This window comes from Pseudomonas sp. PDM02 (assembly GCF_014852285.1).
Classification (GTDB): domain Bacteria; phylum Pseudomonadota; class Gammaproteobacteria; order Pseudomonadales; family Pseudomonadaceae; genus Aquipseudomonas; species Aquipseudomonas migulae.
This window is the reverse complement of the sequence record NZ_JACVBL010000021.1, coordinates 36,855-59,819: the sequence shown is the minus strand read 5'-3', so window position 1 is coordinate 59,819 and position 22,965 is coordinate 36,855. Positions and strand designations below refer to the sequence as shown.

The following is a 22,965-nucleotide window of genomic DNA, read 5'->3' as shown; positions in this document are numbered from 1 at the left end:
CGATGATCTGAAGCAACCCGCTGTCGAAAACTGCGCAACTCATTGTTTACCAAGGAGTTTTCCGTTTCGACTGCGCCGGAAGTGGGGCGAATTATAGACTTCTAGAATCTGCCGTCAACCCCTAATTCCAGCTTTATTCGGATTTGAGCGAAATACGCGCAAATGCCTTCTTGCCAGCCTGGCAAACATGGGTCGCGCCCAACACGTATATAAAGGTGCGATCCACAACCTCACCATCTATACGTACACCGCCGGAATTCAGCAGATCACGCGCTACCGCCGAGTTCTTCACCAGGCCTGCCTTATTAAGGACAGCAGCGATCGGCATATCTTCAGTAGCGGTCAATTCGATTTCCGGCAAATCGTCCGGCAGCTCGCCATCCTTCATACGATTGCCCGCTGCACGATGAGCATTGGCTGCTGCTTCTTCACCATGGAAGCGCGCAACGATCTCTTCGGCCAACTTGATCTTGATGTCGCGCGGATTGGCACCCGCCTCGACATCGGCGCGGAACGCATTGATCTCATCCATGGAACGGAAGCTGAGCAATTCGAAGTAACGCCACATCAGCGCATCCGGAATCGAAACCAGCTTGCTGTACATCACTCCCGGCGCTTCCTGAATACCGACGTAGTTGCCCAAGGACTTGGACATCTTCTTCACGCCATCCAGACCTTCAAGCAACGGCATGGTCAGGATGCACTGAGGATCCTGCCCATAACCGCGCTGCAGCTCACGCCCCATCAACAGGTTGAACTTCTGATCGGTACCGCCCAGCTCGACATCCGCGCGCAAGGCGACCGAGTCGTAACCCTGAACCAGCGGATAGAGGAACTCATGGATGGCGATTGGCTGATTGGTCGTGTAGCGCTTGTCGAAATCGTCGCGCTCGAGCATGCGAGCAACGGTGTACTGCGAAGTCAGGCGAATGAAGTCGGCCGGCCCCATCTGATCCATCCAGGTGGAGTTGAACGCCACCTCGGTTTTGGCCGGATCAAGAATCTTGAAAACCTGGGTCTTGTAGGTCTCGGCATTCTCGAGAACCTGCTCACGGGTTAGCGGCGGACGCGTAGCGCTCTTGCCGCTCGGATCACCGATCATCCCGGTGAAGTCACCTATAAGGAAGATCACCTGATGCCCCAGTTCCTGGAACTGGCGCAGCTTATTAATTAGCACCGTGTGACCCAGGTGCAAATCCGGCGCGGTCGGATCGAAGCCTGCCTTAATACGTAGCGGCTGGCCACGCTTGAGCTTTTCGATCAGCTCGGACTCGACCAACAGTTCTTCTGCACCACGTTTGATCAGCGCTAGCTGCTCTTCAACCGACTTCATAACAGACCCGCAAGGCTCGAATTCAAAGGGAACCAACCATACAAGATCACGCGTCAAATACAAAGTTTGGCCGGCGCAATGACGCCAGTCCGCTGACAGAGTGACCGCGGACTTGCTTCAGAGATGATTTGGTTATATTTTATACAGTTATTTCATCTTCATCATGTCATTCATCTTTTCCAATTCATCTTTTTCAAAGTCAAAATTACCTATGACCAAAGAATCGTCTAAAGCGCCCCCGCTTTACCCGAAGACCCACCTGCTCGCAGCAAGTGGTATCGCCGCCCTTCTGAGCCTGGCGCTTCTGGTATTTCCTTCCAGTGATGTAGAAGCCAAAAAGACGACCCTGAGTCTTGAACTGGAAAGCCCTGCTGAACAACTGACACAAGATCAAGACGCTGCCGACGTCGCCCAAGCCACAAATGAGCCGGTAACTTCCCCTTTCGCGCAGATCGAAGACAGCACCGAAGAGCCCCAGCAAACTGCCCAGGCCAAACCCGCGCCGGTTGTCGAAGAAAAGAAGGGTCCCAATCACAGGGAAGTGATCGTCGCCAAAGGCGATACGCTCTCCACGCTGTTCGAGAAAGTCGGCCTTCCGGCCACTTCGGTGCATGAAGTATTGGCCAGCGACAAGCAGGCCAAGCAATTCAGCCAACTCAAACACGGCCAGAAACTCGAATTCGAACTGAACCCCGAAGGTCAGCTGACCAACCTGCACAGCAAGGTCAGCGACCTCGAAAGCATCACCCTGACCAAGAATGACAAGGGTTATGTGTTCAACCGCATCACCGCCAAGCCTACCGTGCGCTCCGCCTACGTTCACGGCGTGATCAACAGCTCGTTGTCGCAATCCGCCGCGCGCGCAGGCCTGTCCCACAGCCTGACCATGGACATGGCCAGCGTGTTTGGCTATGACGTCGACTTCGCCCAGGATATTCGCCAGGGTGACGAGTTCGACGTGATCTACGAACAGAAAGTCGTCAACGGCAAGGCTGTCGGCAATGGCCCGATTCTTTCCGCGCGATTCACCAACCGCGGCAAGACCTACACCGCCGTGCGTTACACAAACAAACAAGGCAACAGCAGCTATTACACTGCTGACGGCAACAGCATGCGCAAGGCGTTTATCCGCACCCCGGTAGACTTTGCCCGCATCAGCTCGAAATTCTCCATGGGCCGCAAACACCCGATCCTGAACAAGATCCGCGCTCACAAAGGCGTCGACTACGCAGCTCCGCGCGGTACGCCAATCAAGGCGGCCGGTGATGGCAAGGTGTTGTTGGCCGGCCGTCGCGGCGGTTATGGCAATACCGTGATCATCCAGCACGGCAACACTTATCGCACGCTGTACGGCCATATGCAGGGCTTTGCGAAAGGTGTGCAGACCGGCAGCTCCGTCAAGCAGGGTCAAGTGATTGGCTATATCGGCACTACCGGCCTGTCCACCGGACCGCATCTGCACTACGAGTTCCAGGTCAATGGTGTGCACGTCGATCCACTAGGTCAAAAAGTGGCGATGGCCGATCCAATTTCCAAAGCAGAACGGGCACGTTTCCTCGCGCAGAGTCAGCCTCTGATGGCGCGTATGGACCAAGAGAAATCCACCCAACTGGCTTCGAGCAAGCGCTAAGCCATGACGCTCTATATAGGTGTGATGTCCGGAACCAGTCTCGATGGCCTGGACATCGCGCTGGTTGAGTTGAACCCGGCGATCAGACTGGTCGCCACGAACTACATTCCCATGCCTGATTCCCTGCGCACCGAGCTGCTTGGCTTGTGCGCCAGTGGCCCGGACGAGATTGCCCGCTCCGCCATCGCCCAGCAAAACTGGGTCACCCTAGCGGCGCAGGGCATTCGCACCCTTCTTGACCAACAAAACCTGAAACCCGAAGACATTCGCGCGATTGGCAGCCATGGCCAGACCATTCGCCACGAACCGGCACGCGGCTTCACGGTACAGATCGGCAACCCTGCCCTGCTGACCGAATTGACCGGTATCACCGTGGTCAGTGACTTCCGCAGTCGCGACGTTGCGGCCGGCGGGCAAGGCGCACCACTGGTGCCAGCGTTTCACGAAGCGCTGTTTGAAGAGCAAGCGGGCAACCGCGCGGTATTGAACGTCGGCGGTTTCAGCAACCTCAGCCTGATCGAACCCGGCCAACCCGTAGCCGGTTTCGACTGCGGCCCCGGGAACGTACTGCTGGACGCGTGGATTCATCAGCAACGCGGCGAAAACTTTGATCGTGACGGCCAATGGGCAGCCAGCGGCCAAGTCGAACCTGTTCTGTTGAAAGCGCTACTCAGTGATCCGTTCTTCGTGACCAAAGGCCCGAAGAGCACCGGCCGTGAAGTGTTCAATCTGCCATGGCTGACACAGCATCTTTCGCAATTGCCGACCTTCGCCGCCGAAGACGTGCAAGCAACACTGCTTGAGCTGACCGCGCTGACCATCGTCGAATCATTGCAAAGCGCCCAGGCGGATACCCGAGAGTTGCTGGTCTGCGGCGGCGGTGCGCACAACGCCACGTTGATGAAGCGCCTGGCCAGCCTGCTGCCAAACGCGAACGTCAGCAGCACCGCCACTCATGGCGTTGACCCGGACTGGGTCGAAGCCATGGCCTTCGCCTGGCTGGCTCATTGCTGCCTGGAAGGCATCGCGGCCAATCGCCCAAGCGTCACCGGCGCTCGCGGCCTGCGCGTACTTGGCGCCATCTACCCGGCCTGAACGCCAGACAGCAAAACGCCGCAGAGCCCTGAGGCCATGCGGCGTTTGTAATGCGGTGAATCGCGATCAGATCGAGAACGAAGAGCCGCAACCACACGTGGTGCTGGCGTTCGGGTTCTTGATCACGAAACGCGAACCTTCCAGACCTTCCTGATAATCCACCTCGGCACCTGCCAGGTACTGGAAGCTCATCGGATCGACGACCAGGCTCACGCCCTCGCGCTCGACGATGGTGTCGTCATCGGCCACTTCTTCATCGAAGGTGAAGCCGTACTGAAAACCTGAACAACCGCCGCCCGTAACGAATACGCGCAGCTTCAAGCGATCATTCCCCTCTTCATCGACCAGGCTCTTCACCTTGTGCGCGGCACCGTGGGTAAATTGCAAAGCCGTGGGGGTGAAGGATTCGACGCTCATGCTGACTATCTCCCGGCGTTACGCCGCCATAATGCGTGATGACGCGCATTATCCGCTTCTCCTAGAAAAGCGGTCAACTATTGTTACGGTATATCAATAAACCCGATCGCCGGCTCGAAACGCAAAAAGGCCCGTTCAACGGGCCTTTTTGCTGAGCGGGCTGAAGCCTTACGGCAACATGCCGGCGTGCGACAAGCCCAGACGCTCATCCAGACCGAACAGGATGTTCAGGTTCTGCACCGCCTGACCCGACGCACCTTTTACCAGGTTATCGATGACCGACAACACCACCACCAGGTCACCGTCCTGCGGACGATGCACGGCGATACGGCAGACGTTGGCGCCGCGCACGCTGCGGGTTTCCGGGTGGCTGCCTGCTGGCATCACATCAACGAACGGCTCGTTGGCATAGCGCTTTTCAAACAGTGCCTGCAGATCCACCGAACGATCCACGACCGTCGCGTAGAGCGTCGAGTGAATGCCGCGAATCATCGGCGTCAGGTGCGGAACGAAGGTCAGGCCGACATCCTTTCCTGCAGCACGACGCAGACCCTGGCGAATTTCCGGCAAGTGACGGTGACCTTTCACGGCGTAGGCCTTCATGCTTTCCGACGTTTCGGCGTACAGCGAACCTACGGCAGCACCACGACCGGCACCGCTGACGCCGGATTTGCAGTCAGCGATCAAGCGCGTGGTATCGGCCAGACTAGCTTCGAGCAATGGCAGGAAACCCAATTGCGTAGCCGTTGGATAGCAACCCGGTACGGCGATCAGGCGAGCCTGCTTGATCTGTTCGCGATTGACTTCCGGCAAGCCGTAGACCGCTTCTTCCAGCAGCTGCGGCGCACCGTGCGGCTGGCCGTACCACTTGGCCCACTCATCGGCATCTTGCAGACGGAAGTCCGCGGACAGGTCGATGACCTTGGTTCCGGCCGCCAGCAGTTCACCGGCCAGCGCGTGGGCAACACCGTGAGGCGTGGCGAAGAACACCACGTCGCAGGCGCCCAGGGTCTTGATGTCCGGAACGCTAAACGCCAGGCCGTCGTAATGGCCGCGCAGGTTCGGATACATATCAGCCACGGCCAGACCGGCCTCGGATCGGGAAGTGATCACCACCACTTCTGCCTGCGGATGCTGTGCCAACAGACGCAGCAGTTCGACACCGGTGTAACCCGTGCCGCCGACGATACCGACCTTGACCATAAACCTGCCCTCAACGAACCCACTGGAAAGCCGTCGATAATAGGGCCCGTATCGCCCTGCGACAACCGTCAAGGTGACGTGCGGACGCTCTACCCTCTACTATCTTCGCTACCGTGAACCTGGGAATAACCAAAAATGCTTTATCTGTGGCTCAAAGCGCTTCATATCATCAGCATGGTCTGCTGGTTTGCCGGCCTGTTTTACCTGCCGCGCCTGTTCGTCTATCACGCCCAAAGCGAAGACACCGTCAGCAAGGAACGCTTCAGCCTGATGGAGCGCAAGCTGTATCGCGGCATCATGGGCCCGGCGATGATCGCCACGCTGGTATTCGGCATTGCGCTGATTGCGCTGAACCCAGGCATATTCAGCCAAGGTGCCTGGATTCACGCCAAATTGACGCTGGTGGTGATCCTGATCGGCTACCACCACATGTGCGGCGCGCAGGTGAAACGATTTGCCCGTGGCGAAAACACCCGCAGCCATGTCTTTTATCGCTGGTTCAATGAAGTGCCGGTTCTGATATTGCTGGCTATCGTAATTCTGGTCGTCGTTCGGCCGTTCTAACTTCAATCGGCACCACTCACCGGGGTACTTCCAATGTCGCTGCCCGCTTTGCTCGAACAACGTTTGCGCCTGCCCGTGGTGGCAGCGCCGATGTTCCTGATTTCCAACCCGCAACTGGTACTCGCCTGCTGCCGTAATGGTGTGGTGGGCAGCTTCCCCGCGCTGAACCAGCGTGAGAGCAGCGGCTTCAAGGCCTGGCTGGAAGAAATCGAAGCAGGGTTGGCGACAATGGAAAACCCGGCGCCCTACGCCGTGAACCTGATCGTCCACAACAGCAACCCGCGCCTGCAAGCGGACCTGGAGATCTGCATCGAGCACAAGGTGCCGATCGTGATCACCAGCCTTGGTGCCGTTAAAGAACTGGTCGACGCAGTCCACGGCTACGGCGGCCTGGTATTCCATGACGTAACGACTCGTCGCCACGCAGAGAAAGCAGCGGAGGCTGGCGTAGATGGCTTGATCGCCGTTGCCGCAGGCGCCGGTGGACACGCGGGTACCTGGAGCCCGTTTTCGCTGATTGCCGAAATCCGCCAGTTCTTCGACAAGACGCTGTTGCTGGCCGGCTGCCTCAATCACGGTCACGAGATACTCGCGGCACAATTGCTCGGCGCGGATCTGGCCTACTTTGGTACGCGATTTATCGGCACCACTGAAAGCCATGCGCCTGAGGCCTACAAGGAGATGCTGCTGACATCCAGAGCGGCAGACATCATTCATACTCCAGCGGTGTCGGGTGTTCCGGCGAGTTTCATGCGCCAAAGCCTGGAAGCCGCCGGTTTCGACATGGCGGCGTTGCAAAACAAGGGCGAGGTCAACTTCGGCTCCAAGCTCAAGCCATTGAGCGATGAAGCCAAGGCCTGGAAAACCGTGTGGTCCGCCGGCCAGGGCGTCGGAGAGATAGACGATTTACCGAGCGTGGATCAATTGGTTGCCCGGCTGGACGCTGAATACCGCCAGGCGCTGGAGCTGGCAGCACAACTGCCGAAACGCTGGCCGCGTTAGCAGGAAATTTGGCCAGTCATCCTCGACTGGCCTGACACTCCGGGCTCGCAACTCTCTAACTATTCAAACACCCGCGACAAGGATGCTTCGCAATGAGCGACAACCGTTTCAAGATCGTATTCGACGGCGCTCTGCTGCCAGGGATCGACCTCACCACCGCCAAACTCAATCTGGCGGCGTTGTACAAAAGCGAAGTGGCAGCCGTCGAACGACTGTTCAACGGACAGGCTGTTACGCTCAAGCAAGGCCTGTCGCAGACTGACGCGCAAACCTACCTTCAGGCGCTGACGAAAACCGGCATCGAAGCCCGCATTGAAGCCGAGCCCTCGATTGAACTGAACCTGGCCGACGCTCACCACCACGCCCCCGCCAGCAGTAAACCCGCGTTCGCAGAACCAGAGTCGCCGTACGCACCACCTCAGGCCAGGGTCGGCGAAAACCTGCCGCCGTTCGGCACGCTCAAGCCTTTTGGCGTCGAAGGGCGAATCGGCCGTTTGCGCTATCTGGCCTGGACCATGGTGGCGACGCTGGTCATGCTCGGCGTCGGGTCGGTCGTCGCCATTTTCGCCATCGCCCTGATCGCCAGCGACTCGACTGCAGGCCTGATTGTCGGCGGCCTGGTGGTGGTGCTCCTGTGCATCGCCATCGCGGTCGTCACCGTTCAGATCAGCGTTCAGCGCCTGCACGACATCGGCTGGTCCGGCTGGCTCTGGCTGCTCAATCTAGTGCCGTTCATAGGCAGCTTCTTTCCGTTTGTGCTCATGTGCGTGCCGGGCAACACCATCGCCAATCGCTACGGCCCACCACCACCGCCAAACACCACCGCAGTCAAAGTGTTGTCTTCGCTGTGGGTGGTATTCATTGCCATCGTCTTTGTCGGTGTATTGGCCGGCGCTTTCAGTGCGATCCAGCAAGAGTACGAAGACGCTGCCGGACTCAGCTATGACAGCAGCTCGCTAACCACCGAAGAAGTGGAAGTCGAGCCCGCCGCAGAGGCTGAAGAAGTGCCGGATTCCGCAGACGAGGAAGCCCAATAAGCCCCGGCCCCTGTAGACTCTGCGAAAGAATGAACAGCGCTCCCCGCCCGTGACACCTGCGTCGCAGGCGCGGAGCTGTTGCGATGGAGAACTGCATGACCCGTTACGCTCTGATCACTGGCGCTTCCAGCGGCATCGGCCTGGCGATGGCCGAAGCGCTGGCCCGCCGTGGCCGCAGCCTGATTCTGGTGGCCCGACAGCGTGATCAGCTGGAAAGTATTGCAATTGAACTGACCCAACGTTTTGGCGTGGAGGTGTTGTTCCGCGCCTGCGACCTCGGCGAGCCGCTGCGCCTGTCCGGGTTTCTGCTGGAACTGGAAGAAGGCGACCGGCAGATCGACTTGCTGGTGAACTGCGCCGGCATCGGCACCTGCGGCCCGTTTCTGGCGCAGGACTGGATGACCGAACAAGACCTGATCGAGGTGAACATTCTGGCCCTCACTCGCCTGTGCCATGCCATCGGCAACAGCATGGCCTTGCAGGGCGGCGGGCAGATCTTGAACGTCGCCTCGGTTGCAGCGTTCCATCCCGGCCCGTGGATGAGCACTTACTACGCCAGCAAAGCCTATGTACTGCACTTTTCCGAAGGGTTGCGCGTCGAGCTGAAGAAATGCGCAGTCAAGGTTTCCGTACTCTGCCCCGGCCCGACCCGCACCGCGTTTTTCCGCACCGCACAACTGAACAGCGACAAACTGGTCGACAGCAAACTGCTGATGAGTCCCGAGGAAGTCGCGCTCTATACCGTGCGGGCTCTGGATAAGAATCGCGCCATTATTATTCCGGGCAGGCTGAACCGCTGGTTCGCTTTCCTGCCACGGCTCGGCTCACGCTGGCTGATCAGGACCATCACAGGCATGGTCAACAAGGCCTATTGCCCGCGCTGACCTGGCTTCAAGGCAAAAGGCTGGGCTCGGGGATCCCCCATGAGTACACTCAGGCCAGCCCAAACAACGGAGAAAACAGCTGTGGATACTCTGTTCACCAAGATCATCAACCGGGAAATCCCGGCGAAGATCATTTACGAGGACGACCAGGTACTGGCCTTCCACGACATCGCCCCGCAGGCACCGGTGCATTTTCTGGTGATCCCGAAGAAACCGGTGCGCACCTTGAACGACCTCACCGAGGACGACAAGGCATTGGCCGGGCATATTCTGTTCACTGCCCAGCGCCTGGCACTGGAACTGGGTTGCGAAAAAGGTTTTCGCGTTGTCATGAACTGCAATGAAGAAGGTGGGCAGACTGTCTACCACATTCATATGCATGTGCTGGGTCAGCGTCAGATGCACTGGCCGCCGGGTTGATCCACTGCGCATCCCTGTAGGAGCGAGGCTTGCCCGCGAAAAGGTCGATGCGGTTGTTCAGATAGACCGCATTATCGTTCTTCGCGGGCAAGCCTCGCTCCTACAGGGTTGATGACCCAGCGCAAACCTTCCCCGGCCGATTGGGTTAAACTGGCCGCCGAGATTCCTCCCGGAGATCAGCATGACTACCCAACGTCACTACTCGCCCATTGACCGTCTTCTGCTGCAAGCCGATGCCGCGATGCGTACCCTGCTGCCCTTCAGCGGCCAGCCGTACCGTCCGTCCCCTGCGATCGTGCAGCCGGAAACGCAAATGAGCGACGAAGACACCCGGCACGTCGCCGGTCTGATGCGCATCAACCATACCGGCGAAGTCTGCGCCCAGGCGCTGTATCAAGGGCAGGCCCTGACCGCCAAGTTGCCGCAGGTGCGCGCCGCCATGGAACATGCTGCTGAAGAAGAGATCGACCATCTGGTCTGGTGCGAGCAACGCATCAAGCAGTTGGGCAGCCATACCAGCATTCTCAACCCGCTGTTCTACGGCATGTCATTCGGGATTGGCGCGGTGGCCGGGTTGATCAGCGACAAGGTCAGCCTGGGTTTCGTTGCGGCTACCGAGCATCAGGTGTGCAAGCACTTGAACGAACACCTTGAGCAACTGCCGGCCGAGGACGAAAAGTCCCGGGCGATTCTTGAGCAGATGCGTGTTGATGAAGAGCAACATGCCGAAAGTGCGCTGGAGGCTGGGGGCTTTCGTTTTCCGGCGCCGGTGAAGTTCGGGATGAGCTTGATGGCCAAGGTGATGACCAAGAGTACCTACAGAATCTGACGATTGTGTTGTTCGTTAGGGCCTCTTCGCGGGCAAGCCTCGCTCCTACATGGGATCTGCGGCAATAAAAAAGGCGACTGCCGTGAGGGAGTCGCCTTTTTTTGTGCTCGAGAATCTTAGGTCGGCATGTTGCGCGCGTAGAAGATTTCGAGCATTTCGTGTTTCACACGATCCGTCACTTGGGCGCGTTGCTCAGGGGACAGGTTGTTGGTCGCGTCGCCGAACAGGTAGTTATCCAGTTCGAAGTTCTTCAGCAGCATTTTGGTGTGGAACAGGTTTTCCTGGTACACGTTCACGTCGGTCATCTGGTACGCGTCGCGGGTGTCTTCGGACAGGTAGTTCTGGATCGAGTTGATCTCGTGATCGATGAAGTGCTTGTTGCCTTCGACGTCACGGGTGAAACCGCGCACACGGTAATCCACGGTCACGATGTCCGAATCGAACTGGTGAATCAGGAAGTTGAGCGCTTTAAGCGGTGAAATGACGCCACAGGTCGACACGTCAATGTCCACACGGAAGGTCGCAATACCGTCGTCCGGATGGATTTCCGGGTAGGTGTGCACCGTGATGTGGCTCTTGTCGAGGTGGGCCAGGATGATTTCGGGCAACGGGCCCGGAGACTCTTCGATCTGGCTGTCGGTCGGGGTCACCGGCTCTTCAGAGATCAGAATCGTGACGCTGGCGCCCTGTGGGTCGTAGTCCTGACTGGCAATGTTCAGGATGTTGGCACCAATGATATCGACAACTTCCGTGAGGATCTGCGTCAGGCGTTTCGCGTTGTACTCTTCATTGATGTACTCGACGTAAGCCTGCTGGTCTTGCGGGGTTTCCGCGTAGCAGATGTCATAGATGTTGAAGCTCAAGGTCTTTGTCAGGTTATTGAACCCGTGGAGCTTGAGTTTGCTTTTCACCGTTAAAAACTCTCTATGTATTGCGGCCCGGGCCGCGTGATCAAGCATGCCCGTCAGATGCGAACGACGCACCTGCGTAGGACGGTTAACACCTCTTCGCGATGGCGATTTTGGTTGTCTGTTCGGGCGAGCGGCCTGTCGGTTGACGGACCACGACCCTGAAAAAAGTGGCGCATTATGCAGACGTCAGCTTGGGATCGCCAGAGTCTGCACCGCTTTTATGATAGTTGAATGTCGAATCAACCGAGTTCGATGATTTCGTAGTCGTGGGTAATCGCGACACCCGCCGCGCCGAGCATGATCGAGGCCGAGCAATACTTCTCGGCAGACAGCTCGATGGCGCGCTTGACCTGGGCTTCTTTCAGCCCGCGGCCCTTGACCACGAAGTGCATGTGGATCTTGGTGAAGACCTTCGGGTCCTCGGTCGCGCGCTCGGCTTCGAGGAAGGCTTCGCAGCTTTCGACGGCCTGACGGGACTTCTTGAGAATACTGACCACGTCGAAATTGCTGCAACCGCCGACACCCAGCAGGAGCATTTCCATCGGCCGGACACCCAGGTTACGACCACCGGCATCGGGCGGACCGTCCATGACCACGACATGACCGCTACCGGATTCGCCGAGGAACATGGCTTCGCCAGCCCATTGGATGCGTGCCTTCATCGCCAAGACTCCACTGTATAAAAAAGGGTCGCCAGCTTAGCACAGGGCCCTGGATTGACAGCGCTTGCCGTCCTAGGACAGAACCTTTTGCTTTGTAGGTAAAATCTCGAATATTGCAGGAAGTGTCTGTTAAGCTGGCGCCAATTCGCTGGCGCATTGCCAGCTTTGTAGCAACCTCAGTGCCTCATAAAAAAACCAAACACACCGTGCAGTCTTTCCGGGATACAACCATGGTTGCTATTGCCCCTACACCCAAGATCAAGAACCTCGACAAACTGTTGATGCATTGCCAGCGCCGTCGCTATGCGGCCAAGAGCAATATCATTTGCGCCGGCGACCGCTCGGAGACGCTGTTCTTCATCATCAAAGGCTCGGTCACCATCCTGATCGAGGATGATGACGGCCGTGAAATGATCATTGCCTACCTGAACTCCGGAGACTTCTTCGGCGAGTTGGGTCTGTTTGAACAGGCCGGTCTCGAACAGGAACGCAGCGCCTGGGTGCGCGCCAAGATCGAGTGCGAAGTCGCGGAAATCAGCTACGCCAAATTCCGCGAGCTGTCCCAGCAAGACCCGGACATTCTTTACGTACTTAGCGGACAAATCGCACAACGCTTGCGCAACACCACACGCAAGGTCGGTGACCTCGCATTCTTCGACGTGACAGGCCGCGTTGCCCGTTGCCTGCTGGAATTGTGCAAACAGCCCGATGCGATGACCCACCCCGATGGCATGCAGATCAAGGTGACCCGTCAGGAAATCGGGCGGATTGTCGGGTGCTCCCGGGAGATGGTCGGTCGCGTCCTTAAAGACCTGGAAGAACGCAACCTGGTGGACGTCAAAGGCAAGACCATGGTGGTCTTCGGGACGCGCTAAGCCTTGAACATGTCTGCCAGCAACTGGCGATAGAGTGCATCGAGCCGTGCCAATGCGTCAGGTGCGGCGAACTTCTCATGGAGTGCGATGTGGCTTTCGGCGCGGACCCGTTGCTCCAGGCCGCACGCTTCATTGAAGCGATTGACCGCCGCGACCATTGATTCGCGCTCGTTATCCAGCAACAACGCACCGTGCACCAACCCGACCGGGCGCGTGCCGCCCTTGCTCTGGCGCCAGCGCTGGGCGGTGCCGACCATCTTGCGACCGTCGAGATTGACGTTGAAACGGCCATCGCAAAATGCGCCGTCGATTTCGCCCAGGGACGAAACGCCGCCCAGTTCATCCAGCAACTGACAGATCGGATCGCAAAGTCGGCGATAGGCGGCTTCGATGCGGTTCTGGTCGCCCTCGCTACGCGGTGGCGCGTAGACCAGTGCGATGTTGATGGTTGAAGCGGATTGCGGCACGGGTTCACCGCCGGTTTCACGCAAGAGAACCGGCCAGCCTGCGGCGGCCGATACCTCGCAAGCGGTTTCGAAACCGGGCAGGCGGTTCAGGCGGCGTGGCATGACCAGTGCTTTGTCGTTTGGCTGCCAGAACAGCAGAGCAAACTCCGAATCGCCGGTGCAGACTGAGGCCAGCAAATCCTGTTCCGCTTGCAGGCCCGCTTCGATGGTCAAGGAAACAGGAGAGGTCATAAGGTCTTCCATAGGACGGTCAGTCTGTGGTGCTTCTTATGCCGCCATCGCGAGCAGGCTCGCTCCCACATTGGATCTTTGCCGTTAGCAAAACCCTTGTGGGAGCGAGACCGGCTTGCCGGCGATGGGGTCGACTCGATCTGCCAGTAATCAGTCGAGGGTAGAACCGCTGACGGGTACGCCACGCTCCGGGAAGAACAGGCGCTGAAGCTCGGTGCCCGGGCTTTCGGCGCGCATGAACGCTTCGCCGACCAGGAACGCATACACGTCGCTGATTTCCATCAGCTCGACATCGGCACGATTGAGGATGCCGCTTTCAGTGATCACCAAACGGTCACGCGGAATCCGCGGCAACAAGTCCAGCGTGGTTTCCAGACTGACGTCGAAGGTGTGCAGGTTGCGGTTGTTCACGCCGACCAACGGCGTGTCGAGGGTTTTCAAGGCCCGCTCCAGTTCGTCGCCGTCATGGACTTCCACCAGCACGTCGAGGCCAACGCTTTTTGCCACCGCCGCCAGCTCGGCCATTTTCACGTCGTCCAGCGCTGAGACGATCAACAGCACGCAGTCGGCGCCCAATGCACGGGCTTCGACGATCTGATACGGATCGATCATGAAATCCTTGCGAATCACCGGCAGTTTGCACGCCGCCCGGGCCTGTTGCAGATATGCATCTGCGCCCTGGAAATAATCGATATCGGTGAGCACCGACAGGCAGGTCGCGCCGCCCTTCTCGTAGCTCCTGGCGATATCGGCAGGAACGAAGTTCTCGCGAATCACGCCTTTGCTCGGCGAAGCTTTCTTGATTTCAGCAATGACCGCTGGCTGCTTCAGCTTGGCCTGCGCCAGCAATGCCTTGGCAAAACCACGGGGTGCATCGGCCGCCTTGGCCAGACTTTCCAGCTCGGCCAGGCTCACACGAGCGCTACGCTCGGCGACTTCCTGGACTTTGCGCGCCAGAATGTTTTCCAGAACCGTCGGTACACTCATCCCTCATTCTCCACTTTGAATACCGCGGTAAATGCACCCAACTCCTCAAGTTTTTCCCGAGCGAGGCCTGTGTGCAGCGCATCGTGCGCCAGGGCAACGCCTTCTTTCAAACTGGTCGCCAGGTCGGCGGCATAGAGTGCAGCACCGGCATTGAGCACGATCATCTCGGCAGCTTTCTGACCGCTCTCGGTCTTGCGCTTGCCCAGGGCATCGCGAATCAGCTCAAGCGAAGCGGCCGGGCTTTCCACCGCCAGGCCGTGCAGGCTCTGGCTCTTCATGCCCAAATCTTCCGGCTCGACCCAATACTCGGTGATCTGGTCATTCTTCAATTCCGCCACGTAGGTCGGCGCAGCCAGACTGAATTCGTCCAGGCCGTCTTTCGAGTTCACCACCAGCACATGCTTGCTGCCCAGACGTTGCAAGACTTCGGCCAATGGCCGGCACAGCGCCTGGCTGAACACGCCCACCACCTGATGTTTCACGCCAGCCGGATTCGTAAGCGGGCCGAGCATATTGAACAGGGTACGCAGACCAAGATCCTTGCGCGGGCCGGCGGCGTATTTCATGGCTTTGTGATGAGTCTGGGCAAACATGAAACCGATGCCGACGTTGTCGATGCAACGCGCTACCTGAACCGGCGTCAGGTTCAGATAGATGCCCGCCGCCTCCAGCAGATCGGCGCTGCCGCTTTTACCCGAGACCGCACGGTTACCGTGCTTGGCCACAGTGCAACCGGCGGCTGCCACCACAAAGGACGAAGCCGTCGAGACGTTGAAAATGTTCGCACCATCGCCGCCGGTGCCGACCACATCAACCACGCCGTCGAGGGTCTTCAGTTCGACCTTGTCCGCCAGCTCGCGCATGACCGACACGGCGCCGACGATCTCGTCGATGCTTTCGCTCTTCATGCGCATGGCCATCATGAACGCGCCGATCTGCGCGTCCGTACATTGCCCGGTCATGATCTCGCGCATCACATCGCGCATTTCATCGGTGCTGAGGTCGAGTTGATCGACGATACGGCTGAGGGCTGTCTTGATATTCATGGGAAGTCCTTAGCGCGTGCCGCCGGTTTGTTTGAGGAAGTTGGCGAACAACTCGTGGCCCTGCTCGGTCAGGATAGACTCAGGGTGAAATTGCACACCTTCGATATTCAGCGTCTTGTGGCGCAGGCCCATGATTTCGTCGACCGAACCGTCTTCAAGCTGAGTCCAGGCGGTCAGTTCCAGGCAGTCCGGCAAGGTTTCGCGCTTGACGATCAGCGAGTGATAACGCGTGACGGTCAGCGGATGGTTCAGGCCTTCGAAGACACCTTTGTCCTCGTGGAACACCGGGCTGGTCTTGCCGTGCATCACCTGGCGGGCACGAACCACATCGCCGCCGAAGGCCTGGCCGATGGATTGATGGCCCAGGCACACGCCGAGAATCGGTAGTTTGCCGGCGAAATGCTTGATGACGTCAATCGAGACGCCCGCTTCGGTCGGCGTGCAAGGACCGGGCGACACAACGATGCGCTCCGGGTTGAGGGCTTCGATTTCGGCAACGGTCAGTTCATCGTTGCGCACGACTTTGACCTGGGAGCCTAGCTCACCGAGGTATTGCACAACGTTGTAGGTAAAAGAGTCGTAGTTATCGATCATCAGCAACATGGCTTGAGAACCTCTTGAATTCACGGACTATAAAGGCTGCCTTCGAATGAGCGACCCGCAGCGCTTTGTCAGCCAAAGCGACATGGCATACGGGTCACGTTCATCGGTCAGCTTTCCGGGGTTTGTTCAGCCAGGGCGACTGCGCGGAACATGGCACGACGCTTGTTCAGGGTTTCTTCCCATTCCAGCGCCGGCACCGAGTCGGCAACGATGCCGCCACCGGCCTGCACGTGCAGTTCGCCGTTCTTGATCACGGCGGTGCGGATCGCAATCGCCGTGTCCATGTTGCCGTTCCAGGCAAAGTAACCGACCGCGCCGCCATAGACGCCACGCTTGACCGGCTCCAGTTCGTCGATGATTTCCATCGCGCGAATCTTCGGTGCGCCGGACAAGGTGCCCGCCGGCAGGATCGCCCGCAATGCGTCCATTGCCGTCAGCCCGGCTTTCAGTTGCCCGGTGACGTTGGAAACAATGTGCATCACGTTGGAATAACGCTCGATAACCATTTTCTCGGTGAGCTTCACCGAGCCGATTTCCGATACGCGACCGGTGTCGTTACGACCCAGGTCGATCAGCATCAGGTGTTCGGCGATTTCCTTGTGATCGGAGAGCAGGTCTTTCTCCAGCGCCAGGTCTGCCTCTTCGTTGGCCCCACGCGGACGGGTGCCAGCAATTGGGCGAACGGTGATCAGATTGTCTTCGACTCGCACCAGCACTTCCGGTGAACTGCCGACGACGTGGAAGTCGCCGAAGTTGAAGAAGTACATATAAGGCGTCGGGTTGAAGCAACGCAGCGCCCGGTACAGATCAATCGGCGCCGCCTTGAAGTCGATCGACATGCGCTGGGACGGCACGACCTGCATGCAGTCACCGGCCAGGATGTATTCCTTGATGGTGTCGACGGCTTTTTCGTAATCGTCCTGGGTGAAACTGGAGCGGAACACCGGGTCAGCCGATTGTTGCTTGCTGAAGTCCAGGCCACGGCGCGGAGTGATTGGCTGACGGAGTTTTTCCAGCAGCTCTTGCAGGCGCGCCTGACCTTGCTCGAAGGCATCGTCCTGCGACGGGTCGGCCAGGACAATTGCGTGCATTTTGCCGGCGAGGTTGTCGAACACCACCACCGCATCGGACACCATCAGCAGAATGTCCGGCACGCCCAGCGGATCCGGGTTCGGGCACTTGCCCAGACGCTTCTCCACATAGCGCACGCAGTCGTAACCGAAATAACCCACCAGGCCGCCGTTGAAGCGTGGCAGGCCGGGGATGGTCGGTACGTTGTAACGGGCTTTGAATTCTTCGACGAACGCCAGCGGGTCTTCCGCTTCATGGCTTTCGATCTCGACGCCGTCATGGGTCACGCTGATGTGATGGTCATGAACCCGCAGCACAGTGCGGCACGGCAGGCCGATGATCGAGTAACGGCCCCACTTCTCCCCACCCTGCACGGATTCGAGCAAGTAGGAATTGGGCTCGTCGGCCAGTTTCAGGTAGATCGACAGCGGCGTGTCGAAGTCGGCCAGGGTTTCGCAGGCAAGCGGGATGCGGTTATAGCCGGCAGCGGCCAAACGCAGGAATTCTTCGCGGATCATGGGGTAGCCTCGTGGCTTGAGGTGCTAACAGTCAGGTATGCAAACGCGCCGGTAGACCGGCCAGGAACAAGTCAGGCGCGCCAACGCCAGCGGGCCAGGGCCTTGATGACTTTCATCCAGAGTTTGCGGGTGACCACCACGATGGCGTTTCCAGAAGGGGGTTGAACAGCGTCGGCCAACGTTATCTCAGCGGCCGGATCCAGGCAACCGGGAATTAACTTGCGCAGGTCGTCGATGACCAGCGCCGGCGACTCTTCGGCAATCGGCCGACCGTGGTTATAGCCATAACTGAGGGCCACGCATTTGACCCCCGCCGCTTTCGCCGCCAGCACATCGCTGCGCGAATCGCCGACAAACAGCGATTGCGACGCCGGGATGTTGGCCATTTTCATCACGAAAAACAGCGCAGCCGGGTCAGGTTTCTTCTGCGGCAAGGTATCGCCGCCGATGATCCATTTGAAATAGCGGCCGATTTTCATCTGATCCAGCAACGGCGCGACGAAGCGCTCCGGCTTGTTGGTGATCAGCGCCATCTCCACGCCTTGCTTGTTCAGCCACTTGAGGGTGTCACGCACGCCGGGGTAAACCACCGTCAGGTCGTGACCGTCCTCGTAAAAGCCGTTGAACAATTCCAGGGCATGTTCAGCCTCGACATCATCGACACCTTCGGCGTCGATGTGATTGGCCAGGGCCCGGCGCACCAGCATGTGCACGCCGTTGCCGACCCAGTCACGCACCGATTCGATGCCGACAGGCTGGCGCCCGAGTTTGAGCAGCATGTTATCCACCGCCGCGGCGAGGTCAGGGACCGAATCGACCAGCGTGCCGTCCAGATCGAACATCACCAGCCGTGGCAGACGCCCCGGGAACAGCTGCTCAAAGCCACTCATGGACGGGCCAGCGCCAGTTCGGAACGCATCTTCTCGATGACTTCCTGGTAGTTCGGCGCGTTGAAGATCGCCGAGCCGGCCACGAAGGTATCGGCGCCAGCCGCCGCGATTTCACGAATGTTGTTCACGTTCACGCCGCCGTCGATTTCCAGGCGGATGTCACGGCCCGAGGCATCGATCAATGCGCGTGCTTCACGCAGCTTGTCGAGGGTGCCGGGGATGAACTTCTGCCCGCCGAAGCCCGGGTTGACGCTCATCAGCAGGATCATGTCGACCTTGTCCATCACGTACTTGAGTACGTCCAGCGGGGTCGCCGGGTTGAACACCAGGCCCGACTTGCAGCCGCCTTCGCGGATCAGTTGCAGGGAACGGTCGACGTGCTGCGTGGCTTCCGGGTGGAAGGTGATGTACGTCGCGCCGGCCTCGATGAAGTCGCCAACGATGCGATCCACCGGGCTGACCATCAGGTGCGCGTCGATCGGCGCGGTTACGCCGTACTTGCGCAGCGCGGCACAGACCATCGGGCCGATGGTCAGGTTCGGCACGTAGTGGTTGTCCATGACATCGAAGTGCACGAAGTCGGCGCCGGCGGCCAGAACGTTGTCCACTTCTTCACCCAGGCGGGCGAAGTCGGCGGAGAGAATCGACGGAGCAATTACGAAGGGCTGCATGACGCACCTTTTCTGAGCAGAATCACGATGGCGCGCATTGTATACCTCATGCTTTGACGCGCGCACCGTAAGGACGATGATCAGTAGGCCGCGCGGTAGATCTTCTCGATATCAATCGCACTCAGTTTGCGTGGATTGTTGCGCATCAGGCGCTCGATACCCGCTGCTTCCAGGGCCAAGGCCGGAATCGCATCCTCTGGAACACCGAAACTGCGCAGGCCCGACGGGATTTCTACCGCTGCGCACAACGCGGTCATCGCCTCGACGGCTTTGTCCGCAGCGTCATTGGCGCTCAGATGAGCGGTCTTCACGCCCATGGCTTCGGCAATATCCTGCATGCGCTCGACGCAGGCCATCTTGTTCCAGGTCATGACGTACGGCAGCAACAAGGCGTTGCTGACGCCGTGGGCGATGTTGAAACGCCCGCCCAGCGGATACGCCAGCGCATGCACCGCACCGACCCCGGCATTGCCGAACGCCATGCCGGCCATCAGGCTGGCGGTGGCCATGTCTTCACGCGCCTGCAGATTGGAAGGATTGGCGTAGGCCTTGGGTAACGCCTGGGTGATCAACTTGATCGCGCCGATGGCCAGTGCGTCGGTAATCGCTGAAGCATTGAGGGACAAATAAGATTCGATGGCGTGCACCAGCGCATCGACGCCACTGGCGGCGGTGACACTGCGTGGGCAGGTCAGGGTCATTTGCGGGCTGACCAGCGCCACGTCCGGCAACAGATAGTCGCTGATGATGCCCTTTTTCAGTTGCGCGACCTTGTCGGAGAGGATCGCGACGTTGGTCACTTCCGAGCCGGTGCCGGCGGTGGTCGGGATGGCGATCAGCGGCGGGCCCTTGCGCGGCACCTGGTCGATGCCGAACAGATCCTCCAGCGCGCCGTGATAACCGGCATACGCGGCAACACTTTTGGCGATGTCGATCGCGCTGCCGCCGCCCAGACCGATCAGCCCGTCGTGCCCGCCTTCGCGGTAAACGCGCATGCAGTCTTCGACGATGGCGATTTCCGGGTCCGGCAGTACACGGTCGAAAATCTCGTAGCTACGGTCCCCCAACTGCGCGAGCGCCAACTCCACCGTGCCGGACTTGACCAGCGCGGCGTCGGTGACGATCAGCGGGTTGTCGATGTCCAGGCGCTTGAGCTCGGCGGACAGTTGCTCGATGGCAGCTGCGCCGGTGATCAGTTTGTGTGCGATTTTGAAAGAGGAAAGACTCATCGTGCGCAGCCTCTTATAGATAGGGGAGCTGGGCACAATAGTAGCTGGGGATTGGGGTTTGTCTGCTATTCAGGGTGTGAATGATCAAACATGGGAACAACACAAATCTAATGTAGGAGCGAAGCTTGCTCGCGAAGGGGCCATGTCAGTCAACATCGATGCTGAATGTTCCGGCCTCTTCGCGAGCAAGCTTCGCTCCTACAAAATCAAAAACTAATCAGACCTGGGCGGTGCGCAGTTTTTCGCTGCGGCCACGCAGCCATTCCAGGGTCAGCAGCAGGATCACCGAGAAGGCGATCAGCAGCGTTGCCGCGGCGGCAATCGTCGGGCTGAGGTTTTCGCGGATACCGCTGAACATCTGCCGTGGCAAGGTCGCTTGCTCGGGACCGGCGAGGAACAACGTCACCACCACTTCATCGAACGAGGTCGCGAAGGCAAACAGTGCACCGGAGATCACACCCGGAGCAATCAGCGGCAAGGTCACGCGGCGGAACGCGGTCAGCGGCGAAGCACCGAGGCTGGCAGCGGCGCGCACCAGGTTGTGGTTAAACCCCTGCAACGTTGCCGACACCGTGATGATCACAAACGGCACACCCAACACCGCGTGCACCACGATCAACGAGAAGAAGCTGTTGCCCAGGCCCAGCGGTGCAAAGAACAGATAACTAGCGACACCGATGATCACCACCGGCACCACCATCGGCGAAATCACCAACGCCATCACCAGCGCCTTGCCCGGGAAGTCGCCCCGAGTCAGGCCAATCGCCGCCAGCGTACCGAACACCATCGCCAGCACGGTCGCCGCCGGGGCGACGATGATGCTGTTCTTCAGTGCACGCATCCATTCCGCCGAGGCGAAGAAATCCTGATACCAGTGCAGCGAAAAACCTTGCAGCGGATACACCAGGAAACTGCCCGAGTTGAACGACAACGGGATGATCACCAACACCGGCAGAATCAGGAACAGCAAAATCAAGCCGCAGAGAATCCGCAAGCTGTAGAACCACACCCGTTCGATGGGCGACATATAAGGACTCAGCATTTCGATTCTCCCCTTAGCTCAGGCGCAGGCGACTGGCGCCCACCAGCCAGCTGTAAATCAGATAAAGCACCACGGTCGCCAACAGCAGCAGCCCACCGAGTGCGGTCGCCATGCCCCAGTTGATGCTGGTGTTGGTGTAGAAGGCGACGAAGTAACTGACCATCTGATCGTTCGGGCTGCCCAGCAAGGCCGGGGTGATGTAGTAGCCGATGGCGAGGATGAACACCAACAGGCAGCCGGCGCCGACACCGGCATAGGTCTGCGGGAAGTACACCCGCCAGAAACTGGCGAACGGGTGGCAACCGAGGGAAATCGCGGCGCGCATGTAGGTCGGCGAGATGCCTTTCATCACGCTGTAGATCGGCAGGATCATGAACGGCAGCAGGATGTGCACCATCGAGATGTAAACCCCGGTGCGGTTGAACACCAGCTCCAGCGGCTTATCGATGATGCCCATGGCCATCAGGCCGCTGTTGATCAGCCCGCCCGATTGCAGCAATACGATCCACGCGGCGACGCGCACCAGAATCGAGGTCCAGAACGGCAGCAACACCAGGATCATCAGCAGGTTGCTTTGACGCGACGGCAGATTCGCCAGCAGGTAAGCCAACGGATAGGCGAGCACCAGGCAAATGGCGGTGATGATCAGGCCCATCCAGAAGGTGCGGGCGAAGATGTCGAGGTAAATCGCCTGATCGGGCGTGGCCGGGGCGATTTCGCCGAGGTCGTCGATGCGGTGATCGACCGCGGCCAGCAAGTAGTACGGCGTGATGTTGCTGGTGTTGCGGCGCACCGCTTGCCAGTAGGCCGGGTCGCCCCAACGCTCGTCGAGCCCTTCCAGCGCGTCTTTATAAGAGGCCGGTTCGGTAGCGAACGGCAAGGCGCGGGCGGTTTTGGTCAGCAGGCTGCGATAGCCGGCCAATTCCATGTTCAAGCGCTTGGACAGGTCGCCCAGGGTCTGATTCTTGCGCGCTTCAGCGAGGTCTTCGCTGGCCGCTTTGTAAACCGGTTCAGCGGGCAGGCCACGGCCGTCCCAGCTGGCGATGGCCGCCACGGTGCGCGGCATGCCGCCGACCACTTCCGGGTTACCAACACTTTTGTAGAGCAGCGCCACGATGGGCACCAGGAACACCAGCAACAGAAACAGCACCAATGGCGCGATCAAGGCCTGGGCCTTCCAGCGGTTGATCCGCTCGGCGTGCTTGAGCCGCTGCTTCAAGGTGGGGTCAGTGCCCGCGTTCAGGGGAATGGCGGTGGCCATGGCGTACTCCGGAAATCTTTGATCGTTACAGAGGCGGCATCCATTGACCGCGAGGCCGCCTCTGTTCTTGATAACTACACATCACCC

The 22,965-nt window shown here is 59.1% G+C and carries 24 protein-coding genes; 9 read left to right on the top strand and 15 right to left on the bottom strand.

Going from position 1 to position 22,965, the window contains the following annotated elements; translation table 11 throughout:
- Positions 1–133: 133 nt before the first annotated feature.
- Positions 134–1,333 carry a tyrosine--tRNA ligase gene (gene tyrS, locus IB245_RS27740; protein WP_008027125.1) on the bottom strand — a complete coding sequence of 400 codons (1,200 nt, stop codon included), beginning with the start codon at positions 1,331–1,333 and terminating at the stop codon, positions 134–136.
- Between the two features lie 211 nt (positions 1,334–1,544).
- Here tyrS and IB245_RS27735 point away from each other — a divergent pair, with 211 nt between their 5' ends.
- Entirely contained in the window at positions 1,545–2,963 is a 1,419-nt protein-coding gene (locus IB245_RS27735) for a peptidoglycan DD-metalloendopeptidase family protein (protein WP_008027123.1), read from the top strand.
- Between the two features lie 3 nt (positions 2,964–2,966).
- Entirely contained in the window at positions 2,967–4,058 is a 1,092-nt protein-coding gene (locus tag IB245_RS27730; RefSeq protein WP_192229293.1) for an anhydro-N-acetylmuramic acid kinase, read from the top strand.
- A gap of 66 nt (positions 4,059–4,124) precedes the next feature.
- Here the strand turns inward: IB245_RS27730 and erpA are convergent, their stop codons facing one another.
- Both erpA and argC read right to left on the bottom strand, forming a co-directional pair.
- Entirely contained in the window at positions 4,125–4,475 is a 351-nt protein-coding gene (gene erpA, locus IB245_RS27725) for an iron-sulfur cluster insertion protein ErpA (protein WP_007947969.1), read from the bottom strand.
- Positions 4,476–4,643: 168 nt separating this feature from the next.
- Positions 4,644–5,678: an N-acetyl-gamma-glutamyl-phosphate reductase gene (gene argC / locus IB245_RS27720; RefSeq protein WP_192229292.1), complete on the bottom strand. Its 1,035-nt coding sequence runs from the start codon at positions 5,676–5,678 to the stop codon at positions 4,644–4,646.
- 135 nt (positions 5,679–5,813) lie between these two features.
- Here argC and hemJ point away from each other — a divergent pair, with 135 nt between their 5' ends.
- From hemJ to coq7, 6 genes are all read left to right on the top strand, one after another.
- On the top strand, positions 5,814–6,242 hold the full coding sequence (gene hemJ, locus IB245_RS27715) for a protoporphyrinogen oxidase HemJ (RefSeq protein ID WP_192229291.1): 429 nt from the start codon (positions 5,814–5,816) through the stop codon (positions 6,240–6,242).
- A 33-nt stretch (positions 6,243–6,275) separates the two neighbouring features.
- Entirely contained in the window at positions 6,276–7,244 is a 969-nt protein-coding gene (locus IB245_RS27710) for an NAD(P)H-dependent flavin oxidoreductase (RefSeq protein ID WP_192229290.1), read from the top strand.
- Between the two features lie 92 nt (positions 7,245–7,336).
- Positions 7,337–8,281, top strand: coding sequence for a DUF805 domain-containing protein (locus IB245_RS27705; RefSeq protein ID WP_192229289.1), 945 nt, complete (start codon positions 7,337–7,339; stop codon positions 8,279–8,281).
- Between the two features lie 95 nt (positions 8,282–8,376).
- Positions 8,377–9,165 carry an SDR family NAD(P)-dependent oxidoreductase gene (locus tag IB245_RS27700; RefSeq protein ID WP_032828658.1) on the top strand — a complete coding sequence of 263 codons (789 nt, stop codon included), beginning with the start codon at positions 8,377–8,379 and terminating at the stop codon, positions 9,163–9,165.
- Positions 9,166–9,246: 81 nt separating this feature from the next.
- Positions 9,247–9,585, top strand: a complete 339-nt coding sequence (locus tag IB245_RS27695; protein WP_008027110.1) for a histidine triad nucleotide-binding protein — start codon at positions 9,247–9,249, stop codon at positions 9,583–9,585.
- A 181-nt stretch (positions 9,586–9,766) separates the two neighbouring features.
- Positions 9,767–10,414 carry a 2-polyprenyl-3-methyl-6-methoxy-1,4-benzoquinone monooxygenase gene (gene coq7, locus IB245_RS27690; RefSeq protein ID WP_008027108.1) on the top strand — a complete coding sequence of 216 codons (648 nt, stop codon included), beginning with the start codon at positions 9,767–9,769 and terminating at the stop codon, positions 10,412–10,414.
- Between the two features lie 116 nt (positions 10,415–10,530).
- Here the strand turns inward: coq7 and speD are convergent, their stop codons facing one another.
- Together speD and IB245_RS27680 are read right to left on the bottom strand one after the other, a co-directional pair.
- Positions 10,531–11,325 (bottom strand): adenosylmethionine decarboxylase, encoded by a 795-nt coding sequence (speD, locus tag IB245_RS27685; protein WP_008027106.1) that lies wholly within the window; start codon positions 11,323–11,325, stop codon positions 10,531–10,533.
- Between the two features lie 239 nt (positions 11,326–11,564).
- Positions 11,565–11,987, bottom strand: a complete 423-nt coding sequence (locus IB245_RS27680) for an OsmC family protein (protein ID WP_007941657.1) — start codon at positions 11,985–11,987, stop codon at positions 11,565–11,567.
- Between the two features lie 230 nt (positions 11,988–12,217).
- On the opposite strand from IB245_RS27680, the gene crp reads away from it, so the two are divergent.
- The gene (gene crp / locus IB245_RS27675) at positions 12,218–12,862 is read left to right on the top strand and encodes a cAMP-activated global transcriptional regulator CRP (RefSeq protein WP_008027103.1); all 645 of its coding nucleotides are present in this window, start codon (positions 12,218–12,220) and stop codon (positions 12,860–12,862) included.
- On the opposite strand, the gene IB245_RS27670 is transcribed toward crp, so the two are convergent.
- The 10 genes from IB245_RS27670 to IB245_RS27625 form a co-directional block, all read right to left on the bottom strand.
- Positions 12,859–13,560 (bottom strand): biotin/lipoate A/B protein ligase family protein, encoded by a 702-nt coding sequence (locus IB245_RS27670; protein ID WP_192229288.1) that lies wholly within the window; start codon positions 13,558–13,560, stop codon positions 12,859–12,861. The genes crp and IB245_RS27670 overlap by 4 nt on opposite strands.
- A 150-nt stretch (positions 13,561–13,710) precedes the next feature.
- On the bottom strand, positions 13,711–14,547 hold the full coding sequence (gene trpC / locus IB245_RS27665) for an indole-3-glycerol phosphate synthase TrpC (protein ID WP_008035982.1): 837 nt from the start codon (positions 14,545–14,547) through the stop codon (positions 13,711–13,713).
- A complete protein-coding gene (gene trpD, locus IB245_RS27660; RefSeq protein ID WP_008027097.1) occupies positions 14,544–15,593 on the bottom strand; it encodes an anthranilate phosphoribosyltransferase in 1,050 nt (349 codons plus the stop codon). The genes trpC and trpD overlap by 4 nt, the downstream gene beginning before the upstream one ends.
- Positions 15,594–15,602: 9 nt before the next feature.
- The gene (locus tag IB245_RS27655) at positions 15,603–16,196 is read right to left on the bottom strand and encodes an aminodeoxychorismate/anthranilate synthase component II (RefSeq protein ID WP_008027095.1); all 594 of its coding nucleotides are present in this window, start codon (positions 16,194–16,196) and stop codon (positions 15,603–15,605) included.
- A gap of 107 nt (positions 16,197–16,303) precedes the next feature.
- A complete protein-coding gene (gene trpE / locus IB245_RS27650) occupies positions 16,304–17,785 on the bottom strand; it encodes an anthranilate synthase component I (protein WP_192229287.1) in 1,482 nt (493 codons plus the stop codon).
- A 71-nt stretch (positions 17,786–17,856) separates the two neighbouring features.
- Positions 17,857–18,675, bottom strand: coding sequence for a phosphoglycolate phosphatase (locus IB245_RS27645; RefSeq protein WP_084318377.1), 819 nt, complete (start codon positions 18,673–18,675; stop codon positions 17,857–17,859).
- Positions 18,672–19,346, bottom strand: coding sequence for a ribulose-phosphate 3-epimerase (gene rpe, locus IB245_RS27640; protein WP_008035979.1), 675 nt, complete (start codon positions 19,344–19,346; stop codon positions 18,672–18,674). The genes IB245_RS27645 and rpe overlap by 4 nt, the downstream gene beginning before the upstream one ends.
- Positions 19,347–19,426: 80 nt before the next feature.
- Positions 19,427–20,575 (bottom strand): iron-containing alcohol dehydrogenase, encoded by a 1,149-nt coding sequence (locus tag IB245_RS27635; protein ID WP_192229286.1) that lies wholly within the window; start codon positions 20,573–20,575, stop codon positions 19,427–19,429.
- A gap of 217 nt (positions 20,576–20,792) precedes the next feature.
- Positions 20,793–21,617 (bottom strand): ABC transporter permease, encoded by an 825-nt coding sequence (locus IB245_RS27630; protein WP_008027084.1) that lies wholly within the window; start codon positions 21,615–21,617, stop codon positions 20,793–20,795.
- Between the two features lie 13 nt (positions 21,618–21,630).
- Positions 21,631–22,878: an ABC transporter permease gene (locus IB245_RS27625; RefSeq protein WP_008027082.1), complete on the bottom strand. Its 1,248-nt coding sequence runs from the start codon at positions 22,876–22,878 to the stop codon at positions 21,631–21,633.
- Between the last annotated feature and the right edge of the window lie 87 nt (positions 22,879–22,965).